The sequence below is a fragment of the Rouxiella sp. T17 genome (assembly GCF_036663475.1).
In the GTDB taxonomy this organism is placed as follows: domain Bacteria; phylum Pseudomonadota; class Gammaproteobacteria; order Enterobacterales; family Enterobacteriaceae; genus Rouxiella.
This window is the reverse complement of sequence record NZ_JAWUEA010000031.1, coordinates 18,781-36,789: the sequence shown is the minus strand read 5'-3', so window position 1 is coordinate 36,789 and position 18,009 is coordinate 18,781. Positions and strand designations below refer to the sequence as shown.

Below are 18,009 nucleotides of genomic sequence, written 5' to 3'. Positions count from 1 at the left end.
GAGTTCGTTGAAATTCGATTTACTTCAATTTGTCGGTCACTGTCTTAAAGCGCCGGCGCGTGCCAAATGCGATCTTTTATCTCGACCGGTTTTGGCAGCAGATGATTGGCGTAGAAGAGATCGGCAGTCGCCTGCTGTAATTTTTCGGTGCGCGCGTCGACCGGCGTAATCGGTTCATCCGGCAGATGCGAGAAATAGGTGGTGATAACGGCTTCCGGCAGGCCGGTGGATTTCGCCAGCGCCTGAATACTTTGCTGCGGCTCGGTTTTGATCAGGCTGTTGGCCTTCGACAGCACTTGCAGCACGGCAGAAATAAATTCTGGATTCGCTTGCGTGAATTTTTTCGGTGCGAGATAGAAGGAGCCGGTCTGGTTCAGCGTGGTGCCATCAATCAGCACGCGAGTTCCGCCGTGGCTGGCGGCCGCAGAGTAGTAAGGGTCCCAAATCGCCCACGCGTCGACGTCATGCTGCTGGAAAGCGGCAAGCGCATCGGACGGTGCAAGGTTCACAGGTTTAATATCAGTAAACTTCAGGCCCGCCTGTTCAAGCGCGCGCAGTAAAAGATTGTTGGAACTGGAGCCTTTTTGGAAAGCCACGGTGTGACCTTTCAGGTCGGCAACCGTTTTAATCGGACTGTTTTCCGGCACCAAAATAACTTCGGCTTTTGGCTGTGGCGGCTGGTAGCCCACATAAAGTAGGTCCGCGCCTGCCGCCTGCGCAAACAGCGGCGGCAGGTCACCCGTGCCGCCAAAGTCGATGCTGCCGACATTCAGCGCTTCAAGAATTTGCGGTCCGGCAGGGAATTCCACCCAGCTGATTTTGGTATGCGGGAAACGCTGCTCCAGCAGATGATGGTTTTTCGCCAGAATCAGCCCGATCGAGCCTTTTTGAATCGCCACGCGAAACGCGGCCGGATCTTTCTCCTGCGCCTGTACGGCCTGAATCGCTGAAAGGCCCAGGGTCAGCGCCAGCAAAGGCAGCCAATGTTTAAAAGGGGAGCGGAAACGGAAAAGCGTCTTGTTCATGGTTCGGTCTCCCTGTTAGGCGTGAGCGTGCTGGCGTTTTGCTCGTGCAATGGCGAGCGAATGACGATGGCCCAGAGCCGCGTGGAAGGTTTCCAGCGAATCGTCAAGGCGCGCCTGCAAGCCCGCCTCCAGCTCGGCCGGGAAGCTCTGATATTGTCCAACCAGCTTGTCATCGGCGAACACGCCATAAAGAATTTCTTGTGCTTTCAGCGCGTTAAGTACGGGCTTGAGGGCGTAATCAATCGCCAGCATGTGGCCGGTCGAACCCGCTGTCACAATCGGCAGCACTACTTTATGTTCCAGCGCGCGCTCTGGCAGCAGGTCCAGCAGCGTTTTCAAGGCACCTGAAAACGAGGCTTTATAAACGGGGGTCGCAATCAACAGGCCATCGGCGGTTTCAAGCTGGGCAATCAGTTCTTTAAGCTGCGGGCTGTTAAAATTGGCAAACAGCAAATCGTCGGCGTTAAAATCTTGCAGGCTGTAAGAAACGACTTCGACACCGCGCGCGGCGAGCCACTGGTGGCCCAAAGCGAGCAGGGCGGAAGAACGTGATGGCTGACGAGGACTACCTGCGAGTGATATGACTTTCATTGCGATCCCTTATAACTGTAAGTTATATAACTAACAAATTTGCGTAGAATTTGATTTAAACTAACAGCCCATGCCTTATGTCCGGAAATCACAATTTTAGGATTTAATAGTTCAAAAGTTGATAACGCGGCAAATAACGAGGAATTTTGGGGTTTTTATGTCGATAAGCTGTTTAAAGGAGGAAAATAAAAAGTAAACGTTTGCGTCGGCAGGGGATTTTTCGCGGGAATCCATTCCAATTACCTTTCGCTTAGCCGATAATACCGCCCCGACTGGCCACCAGCCTTTAGCCACCGGGACCCTCAGGAGAATCCATGTATTATCCCTTCGTTAAGAAAGCACTCTTTCAGCTCGATGCAGAACGCGCGCACGAATTAACTTTCCGCCAACTTGGCCGCCTTTCCGGCTCGCCTTTCGAGTTTCTGATCCGCCAATCGGTGCCTTCACGACCTGTAACCTGCATGGGGCTGACTTTTAAAAATCCGCTGGGTTTGGCCGCTGGACTGGATAAAAACGGCGAATGTATTGATGCCTTTGGCGCCATGGGATTTGGATTCGTTGAAGTTGGCACCGTTACGCCGCGCGCGCAGGACGGCAATCCGAAGCCGAGAATGTTTCGTGTCGTAGAAGCGGAAGGGATTATTAATCGCATGGGCTTTAATAATCACGGCGTCGATTACCTGGTCAACAACGTTAAAAATTCACATTTCAACGGCGTGCTGGGTATTAATATCGGCAAGAATAAAGATACGTCGGTTGAAAATGGTAAGGATGACTATTTAATCTGCATGGAAAAGGTGTACGCCTACGCGGGCTATATCACGATTAATATCTCCTCGCCAAACACCCCCGGACTTCGTAGCCTGCAATATGGCGAAGCTCTCGACGACCTGCTGGGTTCTATCAAAAATAAACAGCTCGAGCTTCAGCAGCGTCATCAAAAATATGTGCCTGTCGCGGTAAAAATTGCGCCTGATCTTTCGCAGGAAGAGCTGATTCAAATAGCCGACAGTCTGGTAAGACATAATATGGATGGCGTGATTGCCACCAATACGACCCTTGACCGCACGCTGGTTACCGGTTTGAATCACGGCGACGAGGCGGGTGGATTAAGTGGCCGTCCGGTGCAGCTGCAAAGCACGCAGATAGTTCGCATGCTGGCGGAAGAACTGAAAGGTAAAATCCCGATTGTTGGCGTAGGTGGTATTGATTCATTAACGTCAGCGCGGGAAAAAATGGCGGCGGGCGCCTCTTTAATCCAGATCTATTCCGGCTTTATTTACCGTGGACCGCAATTAATTAAAGATATTCTGATGCATATCTGACGAATATTGACGGCTGTTTTGTAAACATCCTCCGCAAGGGGGTTTATTTTTACATTAGGGTCGTTTATATTTCGTTCAGTGAGTGCAAAGTGTACAACATGACATTATTACTTTTTCAGCCTGTTTATCGAATGACTTGTTTACCGAATGATTGGTTTATCAAGACAAGCCTGCGATTTGTCCTATTTTAATTTGGCCGCTGAAAGTGATAACGTTAGGTGATAATTTTTGTGCATCCCCTTATAATGCGCACCCCTTATTAGTGCCGTTAATAGATAAAGCGGGCGAAGAAATAGGACACCCTCATGCAAATCAAACCAGATGATAATTGGCGTTGGTACTTTGATGCCGAACACGACCGACTTATGTTGGACCTCGCCAATGGCATGATTTTCCGTTCCCGCTTTCCTGCCAAAATGCTCACGCCCGACGCTTTTTGCGAAAACGGTTTCTGCGTCGATGACGCGGCGCTCTATTTCGATTTTGAAGAGCAGTGCAAGAAAACCAGCCTGACGCCAGAACAGCGCGCCGAGCTGGTGCTTAATGCGCTGGTCGCCGAACGTTTTCTCAAGCCGTTGATGCCGAAAAGCTGGCACTTCACGCAGCAGCATCGGCCTTTCCATCCTGAACGCGGCCAGCTGGCAAGCGTGCGGGTGATGGATTCCGGCCAGCAGGCGACGCTGCTGGTGGTTGAATCGGGCGACAACGCGAGCCTTTGCCTGTTGGCGCAGGAGCGGTTAACCGTCGCCGGTCGCGGCATGGTGCTGGGCGACGCCATCAAGGTGATGCACGATCGCCTGATGCCCGTCGCTATCTCTCTCGAAGATATGTACGATCAGGCGATGTAATTTCCAGCATCCTACTCTTTTTACGGTGCTGGCTTTTGCGGCGCTGAGTGTCAAGTTACTGGTTATCGAATTAAACGTTTTACTCTAGAATCAGATCCGACGCGGGCACGCAGCTACAGGTGAGGATCTTCCCCTGTTTGCCGATCGCGCTGGCTTTGAGCGCGTTAACCTCTCCCTCTTTCATCGTCAATTTGCAGCTGCCACAGATTCCGGCGCGGCACGAGTAGGGGATGCGAAAACCCTGCTGCTCCAGCTGTTCTAGTAAAATCTGCTGATTATTACCCGTGAACGTTTTTCCCTGATAGCTGATAGCAACGTCCTGCGCCTGCGTGTCGGGCAGCGCGACGTTTTCTACCACTACGCCGGAAGAGTAGGGCCGCGCGGGTTTGGTAGCGAGCACTTCAACGCTGTCACCGGCGCGAATAATGCCGGTATTGCGCGCAATCATGTTTTGCCCGAAATCGACGTCGCCATCATCGGCGGTTCGGTAGCTTTGCAGCGTTTTTAACGGTTCGCCCGACGGATGCTTTCTGCCGCGTTCGGTGCTGACGGTAGTGAGTACGCAGCGACTGCAAGGTTTTACCAAATCAAAAATAACGCTGCCGACGCGAATCGTCTGCCAGGTATCTTCGGCATAGGCCTGCGCGCCGGTGACCACGAGATTTGGCCGGAACTGTTCCAGCTTGACGCTGGCGGGACAGCGCTGCTTGAGGTCAAACATCGAGGCTTCGTTGAGTAGTAAATAAGGAAAGCCGTCGGCAAAAGAGAGCGGAATTTCAGGCTTATTTTTGACGCGGCGGGTAAGCTCGGGCCCGACCCAGCGCAGCTGCACCTCGCGGTTGAGCAAACCGCTTAGCCAGTCGTTGATCGCTTTCGGCGCAATCAGCGCGGTAAATTGATTGCCCCATACTTCGGTGGGCGCGGGCTGCGGGGCGAAATCGGTGAATTTTACCGCCACGCTCTCGGCGCCGTCAGGACGCGTTAAAATTAAACCATCAGGTAATAAAGAAGGCGTAAACTGAACCAGCTGCGGATACTGACGGGCGGTAAGAAACAGGCCCTGCGGATCGGTCAGCATAAACAGGCGATCAAAAGCCAGCCCGCTCGGGGTGACTTGGGCATGCGACAGTTGCAGGCCGCGCATGGATTTGACGGGGTGAACGTATAATCTCGACAGAGTAACCACTGTGTATTGCCTCCAATGCGGACTTTTTAGGCCACGACGTCGGTTATCCGAGTCCGGCTCTTTTTATAAGAACCAGAGACTTTATGACAAAGCTCTCAACTTAGCTATAATGCGCGACTGATTTGCTCGTCGTTCTTGAAGCTGTAGCTGCGTTGGCTGCGCGCGTGCACCCCAGTCACTTACTTAATGTAAGCTCCTGGGGATACTCTTGCTTGCCGCCTTGCCACAACTTCAATAACTTAGAGCAAACGCTCGTCGGACTGGAACTCCAACGCGATGAGCAAAATTTTTACTTTTACGAAAAGTAAGATGTTTTTTAATGCAAGAAATAACTTCTAGGTGATTACGTCAATATGAACTCTTTGTTTGCCAGCACGGCGCGTGGATTGGAAGAACTATTAAAAAGCGAACTTGAAACGCTGGGTGCACAGGGCTGCAAAGTGGTGCAGGGAGGAGTGCATTTCGAAGGCGACGATCGTCTGATGTATAAAAGTCTGCTCTGGAGCCGACTCGCATCACGCATCCTTCTTCCACTGAATGAATTTAAGGTTCATAGCGATCTCGACCTCTATCTGGGCGTGATGGCGATTGACTGGCCGTCCATTTTTGGGGTTGAAAAAACCTTTGCCGTGCATTTTAGCGGCCTGAACGACGAGATCCGCAACAGCCAATACGGCGCGCTGAAAGTGAAAGATGCGATCGTCGACAGCTTTACCCGCAAAATGGACGAGCGTCCGAACGTGGCGAAGCAGCAGCCGGACATTCGCGTTAACGTGTTCCTGCAACGCGATACCGCCAGCGTCGCGCTCGACCTGAGCGGCGAAGGCCTGCATCAGCGCGGCTACCGTGACCTCGCGGGTCAGGCTCCGTTGAAAGAGAATCTGGCAGCGGCGATCGTGATGCGATCCGGCTGGCAGGCGGGCACGCCGATGGTCGATCCGATGTGTGGTTCAGGCACGCTGCTGATTGAAGCCGCGATGATCGCAGGCGATCGCGCGCCGGGTCTGCATCGTCAGCACTGGGGCTTTACCGCCTGGGAAAAATTCGACGAAGCGCTGTGGCGTGAACTGACGACCGAAGCGCAGGTGCGTACCCGTCGCGCGGTGCAGGAAACTACGTCGCGCTTCTTTGGTTCAGACATCGATCGTCGCGTTATCGAGATGGCGAAATCCAACGCCCGTCGCGCCGGTGTGGCTGAGCTGATTAGCTTTGACGCGTCTGAAGTGGGCAAACTGAAGAATCCGCTGCCGGAAGGTCCGGTCGGTACGATTCTGAGCAACCCACCTTACGGCGAGCGTCTTGAAAGCGAACCGGCGCTGATTGCGCTGCACAATTTGCTCGGTCGCATTGCCAAAACGCAGTTTGGCGGCTGGCAGCTTTCACTGTTCAGCGGCTCGCCGGAATTGCTGAGCTGCCTGCAACTGCGCGCCGAGCGTCAGTTCAAGGCGAAAAACGGTCCGCTGGAATGCGTGCAGAAAAACTATCAGCTGGCTGAAAATCCGCAGGGCGCGGGTGGCGCACAGATTGCCGAAGATTTCGCCAACCGCCTGCGTAAAAACGTTAAGAAATTGGAAAAGTGGGCGAAACAGCAGGGCATTGAATGCTACCGTCTGTATGACGCCGATTTGCCGGAATATAACGTAGCCGTCGACCGCTACGGCAGCAAAATCGTGGTGCAGGAATACGCGCCGCCTAAAACTATCGACGCGCAGAAAGCCCGTCAGCGCCTGTTTGATGTGATCAACGCCACGTTGTCGGTGCTGGATATCTCTTCCAGCCAGCTGATTCTGAAAACCCGTGAACGTCAGAAAGGCACCAGCCAGTATGAGAAGCTGGCGCAGAAGGGCGAGTTCCTGATGGTTGAAGAGTTTAACGCCAAGTTCTGGGTTAACCTGACCGATTATCTCGACACCGGCCTGTTCCTCGACCACCGTATTGCCCGCAAAATGCTGGGCGAGATGAGTCAGGGCAAAGATTTCCTTAATCTGTTTGCCTATACCGGCACAGCAAGCGTTCACGCCGGTCTCGGCGGCGCGCGCAGCACCACCACGGTAGATATGTCGCGTACCTATCTTGAGTGGGCAGAGAAAAACCTGCGGGTTAACGGCCTGACCGGTCGTCAGCATCGCCTGATTCAGGCCGATTGCCTGTCGTGGCTGAGCAACGCCGACGAGCAGTTCGACGTGATCTTTATCGATCCGCCAACCTTCTCCAACTCGAAGCGCATGGCCGAAAGCTTCGACGTTCAGCGTGATCACTTAGCGCTGATGAAAGATTTGAAACGCATTTTGCGCCGTAACGGCACCATTATGTTCTCGAACAACAAACGCGGTTTCCAGATGGATGCAGAAGGCCTGAGCAAACTCGGCCTGAGCGCCAAGGAAATTACCAGCCAAACCCTGTCGCAGGATTTTGCCCGTAACCGCCAAATTCACAACTGCTGGCTGATCACTCACGCTAGCGAGGAAAAATAAAGTCTATGTCGTTAATTAGCATGTCGGGTGCCTGGCTGTCGTACAGCGATGCACCGATTTTAGACAACACCGAATTACATATCGAACCTAACGAGCGCGTCTGTCTGGTGGGCCGTAACGGCGCGGGCAAATCGACGTTGATGAAAATTATCAACCGCGAAGTGCCGCTGGATGATGGTCGAATCGTTTACGAGCAGGACCTGATTGTGGCGCGTCTGCAACAGGATCCGCCGCGTAACGTCGCTGGCACCGTGTTCGATTTCGTTTCCGAAGGCGTGTCCGAACAGGCCGAGCACCTCAAGGCTTACCACGCGATTTCGCATTTGGTCGAAACCGATCCAAGCGAAAAGAACATGAACAAGCTGGCGCAGGTTATGGAGATCCTCGATCACCAGGGCCTGTGGCAGCTTGATAGCCGCATCAGCGAAGTGCTGCTGCAGCTGGGTCTGGACGGCGATACCGAGCTCTCTTCACTTTCGGGTGGCTGGCTGCGTAAAGCGGCGCTGGGCCGCGCGCTGGTCAGCTCGCCAAAAGTCCTGCTGCTCGACGAACCGACCAACCACCTGGATATCGAAAGTATCGCGTGGCTGGAAGAGTTTCTGAAAGAGTTCACCGGCAGCATTATCTTTATCTCGCACGACCGTTCGTTTATCCGCAACATGGCGACGCGCATTGTCGATCTCGATCGCGGCAAGCTGGTCTCTTATCCGGGCAATTACGAGCTCTATTTGACCAGTAAAGAAGAAGCGCTGCGCGTAGAAGATTTGCAGAACGCCGAATTCGATAAAAAGCTGGCGCAGGAAGAAGTGTGGATCCGTCAGGGCATCAAGGCGCGACGCACGCGTAACGAAGGGCGCGTTCGCGCACTGAAAGCGTTGCGTAAAGAGCGTTCCGATCGCCGTGAAGTGATGGGCACCGCGAAAATGCAGGTTGTCGAGGCAGTCAGCTCCGGCAAAATCGTCTTCGAAATGGAAGACGTTAGCTACAGCGTGGGCGGCAAGCAGCTGGTCAGCCACTTTACTGCGCAGGTTATGCGCGGCGACAAGATTGCGCTGGTGGGGCCAAACGGCTGTGGTAAAACCACGCTGCTGAAACTGATGCTGAGCCAGATTGAAGCCGACAGCGGTCGCGTTCACTGCGGCACCAAGCTGGAAGTCGCCTACTTTGACCAGCACCGCGCCGAGCTCGACCCTGAGCGCACGGTGATGGACAACCTTGCCGAAGGCAAGCAGGAAGTGATGGTCAATGGCCGTTCACGTCACGTGCTGGGCTATCTGCAAGACTTCCTGTTCCACCCGAAACGCGCGATGACCCCGGTCAAGGCGCTGTCGGGCGGTGAGCGTAACCGCCTGCTGCTGGCTAAACTGTTCCTGCGTCCAAGCAACCTGTTGATTCTCGATGAACCAACCAATGACCTGGATGTTGAAACGCTTGAGCTGCTGGAAGAGCTGATCGACAGCTATCAGGGCACCGTCATGCTGGTGAGCCACGACCGTGAATTCGTCGACAACTCTGCGACAGAGTGCTGGATTTATGAAGGCAACGGCGTGATCAACAGCTACGTTGGCGGTTATCACGATGCGCATCATCAGCGTAAAACCCAGCGTATTCTGCGTACCTCAGCGCCGGTAGAAACCAAAGCGGCGGCCCCGGCGAAAGCCGAGCCGGTAAAACGCGCTGCGGGTAAAATGAGCTACAATCAACAGCGTGAACTGGAGCAGTTGCCTCAAAAAATCAGCGGGTTGGAAACCCGAATCGAAGACTTGGGCAAACAGATGAGCGACGCTAACTTCTTTACCCGTCCTCATGATGAAACCCAGCAGGTCTTGAATGCCCTCGCCAGCGCCGAGCTCGAATTAGAGCAGGCGTTTGAGCGTTGGGAAGCGCTTGAAGCCCAGAAGAACGGCTAATCTCGCGTCTAGCCTTTGCCGCTTTCCCGATGATGGGAAGGCGGCAAAGCTGTCGTTTTTCTCCCGTGTTCCGCCATTGAGGAGTTGAATGTGTGTTCACACTCTCATGACCCGCACATCCTGTGTCCCCAATGCGATCTGTTGGTGACGCTGCCCGACCTGCAATTTGGCCAAAAGGCCAACTGTCCTCGCTGTAAAACTACGCTGACCATGCGCTGGCAAGAGCCGCACAAACGCCCGGTCGGTTATGCACTTTCTGCGCTGTTTATGCTGCTGTTGTCCAATCTGTTCCCGTTTGTGAACATGAATGTCAAAGGGCTGAGCAGTGAAGTGATGCTGATTCAAATCCCGCAGGTGTTAGTCGACGAAAACTACGCCAGTCTGGCCTCCCTGTTTATGATAGTGGTGCAGCTGATCCCCGCGCTGTGCATGCTGTCGATTATTTTACTCTGTAAGCCGGTGAAGATGCCGCGCCGCTGGAGCGTTCGCCTCGGCTGGCTGCTGTTCCATCTTAAATCCTGGTGCATGGTCGAGATTTTCCTTGCGGGCGTGCTGGTCAGCTTCGTTAAACTGATCGCCTACGGCGACGTGGGAGTAGGGACCAGTTTCGTGCCGTACGTGCTGTTTTGTCTGCTTCAGGTCAGGGCGTTTCAGTGTACCGACCGGCTGTGGCTGTGGCACCAGCTTGAACCTGCGCCGGCGGTGAATCAGCCGCTGAAGATTGGCCAGAGCGGCCTGTCACAGGGCTTGCGTTCGTGCGCGTGCTGCATGGCGATTCTGCCCGCGACCCAGACGCACTGTTCGCGCTGCGGCAGTAAAGGCCACGCGCGTAAAAAGCACAGCCTGCAATGGACGCTGGCGCTGCTTGTCACCTCTTTCATGCTTTATATCCCGGCCAACATGTTGCCCATCATGATTACTCAGGTGCTGGGTTCCAAGATGCCGTCGACTATTTTGGCGGGCGTCGCGCTGCTGTGGGGTGAAGGTTCATACCCGATTGCGGGGGTGATTTTCATCGCCAGTATTATGGTGCCGTCGCTGAAAATGCTCGCCATCGCCTGGCTGTGCTGGGACGCCAACAGCAAGAAGAAAATCGACCGCGAACGGCTGCACGTGGTTTATGAAGTGGTCGAATTTGTCGGCCGCTGGTCGATGATTGACGTATTCGTGATTGCGGTGCTGTCGGCACTGGTCAGAATGGGCCAATTAATGAGTATTTATCCGGATATCGGCGCGCTGCTTTTTGCCACAGTCGTTATCCTCACCATGTTCGCCGCCAATACATTCGATCCCCGTTTGATTTGGGATCGTTCAGGAACCTTTGAACACAAGGAACAACTCGATGTCGGAAAATAAGTCTGCCCACGAGGAAAATCACTCGGGTGTGGCGGAGGTCGGCAAGATTAAACGCTGGTCTCCTGTGTGGATTATTCCGGTACTGACCGCCTTAATCGGTGCCTGGATCCTGTTTTATCACTTTAGCCATCAGGGTCCCGAAGTGACGCTGATTACCTCCTCGGCCGAAGGCATCGAGGCGGGTAAAACAGCCATTAAAAGCCGTAACGTCAACGTCGGGCAGGTCGAAACCGTGAGCCTGAGCGACGACTTGCAGCAGGTCATCATCAAGGCGCGTCTTGATGCGAACATGGCAAAAATGCTCAAAGATGACTCTGTCTTCTGGGTCGTCAAGCCACAGGTTGGTCGTGAAGGTATTTCAGGGCTTGGCACGCTGCTGTCGGGCGCCTACATTCAGCTGCAGGCCGGTTCAAAAGGGGAAGAGAAAGAGCAATACGATCTGCTCGACTCCCCACCGCTGGCCTCGCCGGATGCCAAAGGGGTGCGCGTGGTACTGACGAGCGATCGCGCCGGTCAGCTTAATCCCGGCGACCCGGTGCTGTTCCGCGGTTTCCAGGTCGGTACTGTCGAAACCAGCCACTTTGACCCACAGTCGCGCAAGATTCAGTATCAGCTGTTTGTCCGCGCGCCTTACGACGGGCTGGTCACCAGCAACGTGCGTTTCTGGAAAGAGAGCGGCGTGAATTTCGACATGTCCTCGGCGGGTATCCGCGTTGAGATGGGCTCGCTGACCACGCTGTTTAGCGGCGGCGTGAGCTTCGACGTGCCGGACGGTTGGGAGCAGGGCACGAAAGTCGATAACAGCACCAGTTTTGCGCTGTTTAACGACCAGCGCAGCATTCAGGATTCGCTGTATACCAACCACACCGATTATGTGCTGTTCTTCAGCGATTCGGTGCGCGGACTTCAGCCTGGTGCGCCCGTCGAGTTCCGAGGCATTCGTTTAGGAACCGTGGGTCAGGTGCCTTATCAGTCGATGGGCATGCAGGGCCAGATTGATAATGACTACCGCATTCCGGTGCTTATCCGTATCGAGCCTGAGCGCTTCAACAAGCTGTTGGGCAAGAACTTCAATATGGATGAACGTTTGAAAGAGGCGCTGCAAGGCGGCCTGCGTGCTTCTCTGAAATCGGCCAACCTGCTGACCGGCTCGCTGTATGTCGATTTGGACTTCTATCCAAACGCCAAACCGTGGAAAGGTCCGTACACGCTCAACGGGCAGACACTGTTGCCGACGGTAAGCGGCGGGCTGGCGCAGATTCAGCAGAAACTGATGGCAACGCTGGATAAAATCAACGCACTGCCGCTGAATCCGATGATCAACGAAGCGACCAAAACGCTGGCGCAGAGTCAGAAAACGCTGCAATCGACGCAGAAAACTATCGATTCGCTTAACGCTATCGTGTCGAGCAAAGAGATGAAAAATCTGCCGCAGGATATGCAGAAAACCCTCACGCAGCTTAACCGCAGCATGAAAGGCTTCCAGCCTGGTTCACCGGCCTACAACAAGATGGTCGGCGACATGCAGCGTCTGGATGAAACGCTGCGCGAACTGCAACCCGTGCTTAAAACTCTGAATCAAAAGAGTAACGCACTGGTATTCGCTGCCCCGGGGCAAACTGATCCTCAGCCGAAGAAGGCCAAATGATGATGAAATGGATACCTGTTGTCTTAACGTTGTTTCTGGCTGCCTGTAGCAGCGACGCGAAAAAGACCTACTACCAATTGCCGACCCTGAACCCGTCGGCAACGGTAAGCGCGCCTGTCGTGACGGGCGGTGGACTGACAAATGCGGGTGGCTTAACGCCCGCGAATCAGCCGCGGAGACTGTGGATTTCGCAGGTTAACGTGGCCGATTTCCTTAACAGTTCCAGCTCGGGTCTGGTTTATCAAACCAATGACGTGCAGTACGTGATGGCGGCCAACAATGTGTGGGCCAGCCCGCTGGATCAACAGCTCCAGCAAACGCTGCAAACCTATTTGAGCCGCGATCTGCCGAATTGGGTGGTGTCGAGCCAGCAGGCTTCTGACGACAATCAGGAAGAGATATCGGTGAATGTGACCGGATTCCATGGTCGTCACGATGGCAGGGCCGTGATAAGCGGCTCATGGACGCTGACTAAAGACGGGCAGGCCAGCCAGCACTATTTCAGCACGGTCTTGAAACAGGATGAAGATGGCTATGATGCGTTGGTCAGAACCTTGGCAACCGGCTGGAAGCAGCAGGTCGATGCGATGGCACTGCAAATCACAGGCTCTGTAAATTAGATAAATTATTTTTATCAATGCGATAAAAAATCCCGCTCCTTGATTCGTCAGGGTGCGGGATTTTTTTATGGCGATCAGTCGCCTGAGGATTTGTCCGCGCGATTAGCTAGCGCACAATCTATAAATATAGCGCGAAATTATGACAATGGCGTGAATTTTGCGCATTGACCTTTGGATCAAATGCGACTAATTCTTAGATGTGGACGTAAGTGTGCGCCACTGTTTTCTTTCCACTTGACCTGAATAACGAGGGACACGAGGCATGAAGAGACAAAAACGCGATCGCCTGGAACGGGCACAATCACGTGGTTATCAAGCAGGAATTGGAGGACGTTCGAAAGAGATTTGTCCTTACCAATCGCTAGATGCGCGATCACACTGGCTTGGAGGTTGGCGAGAGGCCATGGAGGTCAGGGCAGTAAACGCTTAATCGGCTCACCCTGATAGGAAAAGGATAACCTCCGCACTATTTAAATTAGAAGCTTAATTTTAATAGCGCGGAGGTTCTTTTTTAGAAAGCGGCGGTGTCTTTGAACAGGCCTACTTTCAGGTCGGTAGCGGTGTAAATCACTTCGCCATCAACCAATACTTCGCCATCTGCAACGCCCATGATCAGTTTACGATTGATCACACGCTTGAAGTTCAGACGGTAAGTGACTTTCTTGGCGGTCGGCAGAACCTGACCGGTGAATTTCACTTCACCCACACCTAGCGCACGGCCTTTGCCTTCGCCGCCCAGCCAGCCCAGATAGAAACCTACCAGCTGCCACATGGCATCGAGACCCAGACAGCCAGGCATCACCGGATCGCCGATGAAATGGCAACCGAAGAACCACAAATCAGGATGGATATCCAATTCGGCTTCAACGTAGCCCTTGTTATGGCTACCGCCGTCTTCGGTCATTTTGACGACGCGGTCCATCATCAACATATTGCCCGACGGCAATGGTGGGCCACCTGCTCCGAAAAGTTCGCTACGGCCTGAGGCTTCGAGGTCTTCTTTCGTATAGGATTCGCGTTTATCTACCATGTTTTTGTAAGCCTTATTTTATTGAAGCACGCATCTTAGCTAACACCTGTACGCTGAACAAGTCCGATCAGCTGCGAGAGAACCAGTTTAACCAGCGCAGCAGCCACGGATAACGCGGACGCTCGAGGGAATTAACCTGTGCAATCCGCTCCTGAATCAGCGCCAACAGGTTAGGCGATTCGTCATTTTCTTCAATAGAAGTATAGGGTAAGCCGATAAGCAAAGGTAATGCATCGGCAGCGTTATCGACCGACCAGAGGTGGAATTTCCCTTCCCGCACGGCTTCAATGACTTGAGCATGCAGACAAAGATTTCTTACGTTGGCGGTCGGAATTATCACGCCTTGCTTACCTGTTAGCTCACGGCGCTGGCAAACTTCAAAGAAACCTTCGATTTTTTCATTCACGCCGCCGATAGGCTGCACGTTACCAAACTGGTCGACAGAACCGGTCACGGCAATTTGCTGGGTGATCGGCTGTTGAGAAAGGGCGCTAATCAGCGCGCTGAGCTCGGCCAGCGAGGCGCTGTCGCCATCAACCTCGCCATAGGATTGCTCAAACACCGTCGAGGCAGAGAAGGGCAGGGGTTGATCCAGCTCCAGCTCGGAGACCAGGAAGGCCTGCAAAATCATCATGCCTTTAGCATGCAGATTGCCACCCAGCTCGGCCTTTCTCTCAACGTCGTTGAATTCGCCGTCGCCGGTGTGCACCACGCAGGTAATACGCGAAGGTTCACCAAAGGCGCGTGGATGGCCCGGATATTCCAGCACGGACAGCGCATTAATCTGACCGATGACTTCACCTTCGGTCTCAATCATGATTTGGCCGAGCTCGATTTCGTCCTGCATGCGCTCCTGCAAATAGCTTTCACGCCATGCACGGGTTGAAATCGCGGCGTCGAAGGCCTTGGCAGTCAGGGCCGGTTCGTCATTATAAAGCTCGGCTTCAACCAGTTGGGCAGAAATCCAGGAAGGATCCAGCGGCAGGCAGCCCTGATCGCTGCTAAAGCGTACGGCGGCTCTCAGCAGTTCAGGCCACGCATCAACCGAAAGACGAGGGATTTCAAGCTCATCAGCCAAAGTATTGACATAGGCACACCACTTTTCCATGTCTTCGGTGTCGGTCAGCGGCAGGTCGGCTTCGAATTCGCCATAGAAGGCGGTATCGAGCAGTTCTGGCTCCATCTCGTTTAATTCACCGAGAGACACGCGATCGCCTACCAGAATCAGTTTGACGTCCAGCGGCATGGAAGGAATGCTGACCGGCAGCGGGCGACTTTCATCGGGAGAAACCCAGTGATAACGCTCGCTGGTGATCATTTGCTTGAGACGCAGCCACAGCAGCGGCTGTGCCAGCAAAGCGCGCACTGACAGCAGCAGCACGCCGCCATTGACCTGATGAATCAATCCGGGTTGCAGTTCAATCTGATCTTTGAAGATGCGCACGCAGCCAAACAGCTGTTCGGCTTCGATCCATTCTTGATACAAACCGCTCGATGTACCACTGAAAGGCGCGTCGGCGTCCTGTGCAGGAAACACCTGAACGTTGCGACCTTCAATCTGATACTGACAGCCAGCCAGCTCGTCGGTTTCGGGCAGCAGCGCATTGACGGCATCGGCCAGACGCTGGAGGTAATCACGGCTCTCCTGGCCTTTGATGGTCATAAAACGCTGACGCGAATTAGGGTGACAAAACAGGGACAGTCCATTCTCGAGACGAGGCTGAATCACGGAAAAATCGACCGGGGCCAACTGATCCGCTGTAGCAAAAATTGTCTGGTATGGCGTGGAATCCGGCAGTAAGAGCTGCCAATCGAGTCGGTTATTGGTCAATGTGTTAGCTGTAGTCTTCAAAAGGGAAAGGGCGATTATACAAGAATAAGCCGCGCTGGATACAAGCAGAGTGGTTCATTATATCGAGAGTTGTGACATTATTGAGTGTCTGGGTAAAAAATAAGCGCTGAAATCCTAAGCACGTAGTGAGATTAGTAGAGTAAAAAGTGACATAAAGCTGTTATGCTTATTAACGTTACGTGGTCACAGAAGAGCTTGCGATGAAATATCAGCAACTGGAAAACCTTGAGAGCGGTTGGAAATGGAAGTATCTGGTAAAAAAACACCGCGAAGGTGAAAAAATTACCCGCCATATCGAGAATAGTGCAGCGCAGGATGCCGTTGACCAACTGCTAAAACTCGAAAACGAGCCCGTAAAAGTCCTCGACTGGATTGATAAGCACTTAAGCAAGACTTTGGATAATCGTCTGAAGCAGACTATTCGTGCGCGACGTAAACGTCACTTTAATTCAGAGCACCAGCACACGCGCAAAAAATCGATCGACCTTGAATTTTTAGTCTGGCAACGTCTGGCCGCTCTGGCGCAGCGTCGCGGATCAACACTTTCCGATACGATCGTTCAATTGCTGGAAGATGCCGAGCGTAAAGAAAAATACGCCAGCCAAATGTCTTCCCTGAAACAAGATCTCCAGCAGATCCTTGATAATAAAGAAAGTTAACACCTCTTCTTTTCAGGCAGGCGGCAACGCCTGTTTTGTCATACCACGCTTGTTTTACCCCACCTGTATTTTTATCAGCCAAAAAAAAACCCCGCAAAGCGGGGTTTTTGAAGTCAGGTCTATCAAAAGATAGTGGTATTACTTAGCCCTGTGGCTGAGTAACAACGTCTTTGATACCTTTAACTTCGATTTCTACGCGACGGTTAGGTGCGAAGTTTTCGATCTGAGCTTTAGTAGCACGGCCTGATTTGTAACCGAAGTTACCGGTAATCAGGTTAGTTTCACCGCGACCCTGTGCAGAGATCTTGTTAGAAGGGATACCTTTAGATACCAGGTAATCCACTACTGATTGAGCGCGTTGCTCAGACAGTTTCTGGTTAGATGCTTCTGAACCGACTGGGTCAGTGTAGCCCAGAACAACAACTGAACCGTCTTTCGGATCCAGTGAGCTCAGTTGGGTGTACAGCTGATCCAGAGCCTGACGGCCTTCTGGTTTCAGTGAAGCTTTGCCGAAGGTGAACAGAACGTCAGATTTCAGAGTGAACTTGTGAGTCTGTACAACTGGGGCTGGAGCTGGGGTCGGTGCCATAGGTGCTGGAGCATCGTCTTGACCGAAACGGTAAGAAACACCCACAGACAGCATTGCGTTATCAGGACGTGCGCCAACAGTAGCAGCGTCACCGATGTTGTTAACCCACTGGTAATCCAAACGGGTTGCCCAGTTTTTGGTTACTGCGTATTCGAAACCAACTGCAGCCAGTGGAGAAACACCGTTGTCGTTGTCGCTTACGCGGTTGCCGTTGCCAAAGTTGCCTTTAGCATCTGCACGCCAAACCATACCACCCAGACGAGTGTAGATGTCCAGATCGTCAGTCAGTGGGTAGCTCAGTTTAGCAGCCAGCTGGATGCCTTGTGCTTTGAATGCGCCATTGTTTACGCTGCCTTTATAAGGCATACGGCCGAGCCAGTCGTAACCGCCTTCGAAGCCCAGGAATGGATTTACCTGATAACCTACGAACGCACCAGCGCCCAGTTGGCTTTCATGGGTAGGGCCATTACCAATACCGTCGTAAGCATTAGCAAAACCAGTATCGTGATACTGGGACCAGCCCAATTTCGCACCGGTGTACCAGGTGTTATCTTTCGGGGCGGCTTGCGCTACGGTAGCGAAACCTGCCAGTGCCACTGCTAATGCGATAGCTGTCTTTTTCATTTATGCGCCTCGTTATCATCCAAATAGGCAATTGAGCTTTAAGCTTTAAGCCCTTGGTTAAATTCCTTCGTCCAAGTTATTGCTTCACTTAGGTACTTGCCACTTTTCGTAGGCATTATAAGAGCAACCTTGGCGAACTAAAGTCTACAACGTGGCGAGAAACTTACAAGCTTGAAGTGATAAGGCAACGGAAAAAAAGGGAAAAATGTACACATTTTTTAACATCAAAGCCAAAAAGTTGACGAAACTATGTGTTTTTTCACCTCCAAAAG

At 52.9% G+C, this 18,009-nt stretch carries 15 protein-coding genes; 9 read left to right on the top strand and 6 right to left on the bottom strand.

Annotated elements, in window-relative coordinates; genetic code table 11:
- Positions 1-44: 44 nt before the first annotated feature.
- Both SC206_RS11280 and ssuE read right to left on the bottom strand, forming a co-directional pair.
- Positions 45-1,025 carry an aliphatic sulfonate ABC transporter substrate-binding protein gene (locus SC206_RS11280; protein WP_332737218.1) on the bottom strand — a complete coding sequence of 327 codons (981 nt, stop codon included), beginning with the start codon at positions 1,023-1,025 and terminating at the stop codon, positions 45-47.
- Between the two features lie 15 nt (positions 1,026-1,040).
- On the bottom strand, positions 1,041-1,616 hold the full coding sequence (gene ssuE, locus SC206_RS11275) for an NADPH-dependent FMN reductase (RefSeq protein WP_332737216.1): 576 nt from the start codon (positions 1,614-1,616) through the stop codon (positions 1,041-1,043).
- A 314-nt stretch (positions 1,617-1,930) separates the two neighbouring features.
- Between ssuE and pyrD the strand changes: the two genes are divergently transcribed.
- Positions 1,931-2,941: a quinone-dependent dihydroorotate dehydrogenase gene (gene pyrD / locus SC206_RS11270; protein WP_332737214.1), complete on the top strand. Its 1,011-nt coding sequence runs from the start codon at positions 1,931-1,933 to the stop codon at positions 2,939-2,941.
- Between the two features lie 305 nt (positions 2,942-3,246).
- Positions 3,247-3,789 carry a cell division protein ZapC gene (locus tag SC206_RS11265; protein WP_332737212.1) on the top strand — a complete coding sequence of 181 codons (543 nt, stop codon included), beginning with the start codon at positions 3,247-3,249 and terminating at the stop codon, positions 3,787-3,789.
- A gap of 79 nt (positions 3,790-3,868) precedes the next feature.
- Here the strand turns inward: SC206_RS11265 and SC206_RS11260 are convergent, their stop codons facing one another.
- Complete coding sequence (locus SC206_RS11260; protein ID WP_332737210.1) at positions 3,869-4,975, bottom strand: YcbX family protein; 1,107 nt, start codon at positions 4,973-4,975, stop codon at positions 3,869-3,871.
- Between the two features lie 353 nt (positions 4,976-5,328).
- Here SC206_RS11260 and rlmKL point away from each other — a divergent pair, with 353 nt between their 5' ends.
- From rlmKL to rmf, 6 genes are all read left to right on the top strand, one after another.
- Positions 5,329-7,449 (top strand): bifunctional 23S rRNA (guanine(2069)-N(7))-methyltransferase RlmK/23S rRNA (guanine(2445)-N(2))-methyltransferase RlmL, encoded by a 2,121-nt coding sequence (rlmKL, locus tag SC206_RS11255; protein ID WP_332737209.1) that lies wholly within the window; start codon positions 5,329-5,331, stop codon positions 7,447-7,449.
- A 5-nt stretch (positions 7,450-7,454) separates the two neighbouring features.
- Positions 7,455-9,359: an ABC transporter ATP-binding protein gene (locus SC206_RS11250; protein ID WP_332737207.1), complete on the top strand. Its 1,905-nt coding sequence runs from the start codon at positions 7,455-7,457 to the stop codon at positions 9,357-9,359.
- A gap of 90 nt (positions 9,360-9,449) precedes the next feature.
- Positions 9,450-10,715, top strand: coding sequence for a membrane integrity-associated transporter subunit PqiA (gene pqiA, locus SC206_RS11245; protein ID WP_332737205.1), 1,266 nt, complete (start codon positions 9,450-9,452; stop codon positions 10,713-10,715).
- The gene (gene pqiB, locus SC206_RS11240; protein WP_332737203.1) at positions 10,702-12,363 is read left to right on the top strand and encodes an intermembrane transport protein PqiB; all 1,662 of its coding nucleotides are present in this window, start codon (positions 10,702-10,704) and stop codon (positions 12,361-12,363) included. Before pqiA ends, pqiB begins: the two co-directional genes overlap by 14 nt.
- A complete protein-coding gene (gene pqiC, locus SC206_RS11235; protein WP_332737373.1) occupies positions 12,363-12,983 on the top strand; it encodes a membrane integrity-associated transporter subunit PqiC in 621 nt (206 codons plus the stop codon). Before pqiB ends, pqiC begins: the two co-directional genes overlap by 1 nt.
- Before the next feature lie 262 nt (positions 12,984-13,245).
- Positions 13,246-13,413, top strand: coding sequence for a ribosome modulation factor (gene rmf, locus SC206_RS11230; protein ID WP_072045040.1), 168 nt, complete (start codon positions 13,246-13,248; stop codon positions 13,411-13,413).
- A gap of 81 nt (positions 13,414-13,494) precedes the next feature.
- Here the strand turns inward: rmf and fabA are convergent, their stop codons facing one another.
- Both fabA and SC206_RS11220 read right to left on the bottom strand, forming a co-directional pair.
- Positions 13,495-14,013 carry a bifunctional 3-hydroxydecanoyl-ACP dehydratase/trans-2-decenoyl-ACP isomerase gene (gene fabA, locus SC206_RS11225; RefSeq protein WP_332737200.1) on the bottom strand — a complete coding sequence of 173 codons (519 nt, stop codon included), beginning with the start codon at positions 14,011-14,013 and terminating at the stop codon, positions 13,495-13,497.
- A gap of 67 nt (positions 14,014-14,080) precedes the next feature.
- A complete protein-coding gene (locus tag SC206_RS11220; protein WP_332737198.1) occupies positions 14,081-15,844 on the bottom strand; it encodes a Lon protease family protein in 1,764 nt (587 codons plus the stop codon).
- Positions 15,845-16,065: 221 nt separating this feature from the next.
- On the opposite strand from SC206_RS11220, the gene matP reads away from it, so the two are divergent.
- Positions 16,066-16,524: a macrodomain Ter protein MatP gene (matP, locus tag SC206_RS11215; protein ID WP_332737196.1), complete on the top strand. Its 459-nt coding sequence runs from the start codon at positions 16,066-16,068 to the stop codon at positions 16,522-16,524.
- Between the two features lie 142 nt (positions 16,525-16,666).
- On the opposite strand, the gene ompA is transcribed toward matP, so the two are convergent.
- Positions 16,667-17,737, bottom strand: coding sequence for a porin OmpA (gene ompA, locus SC206_RS11210; protein WP_332737194.1), 1,071 nt, complete (start codon positions 17,735-17,737; stop codon positions 16,667-16,669).
- Positions 17,738-18,009 lie beyond the last annotated feature (272 nt).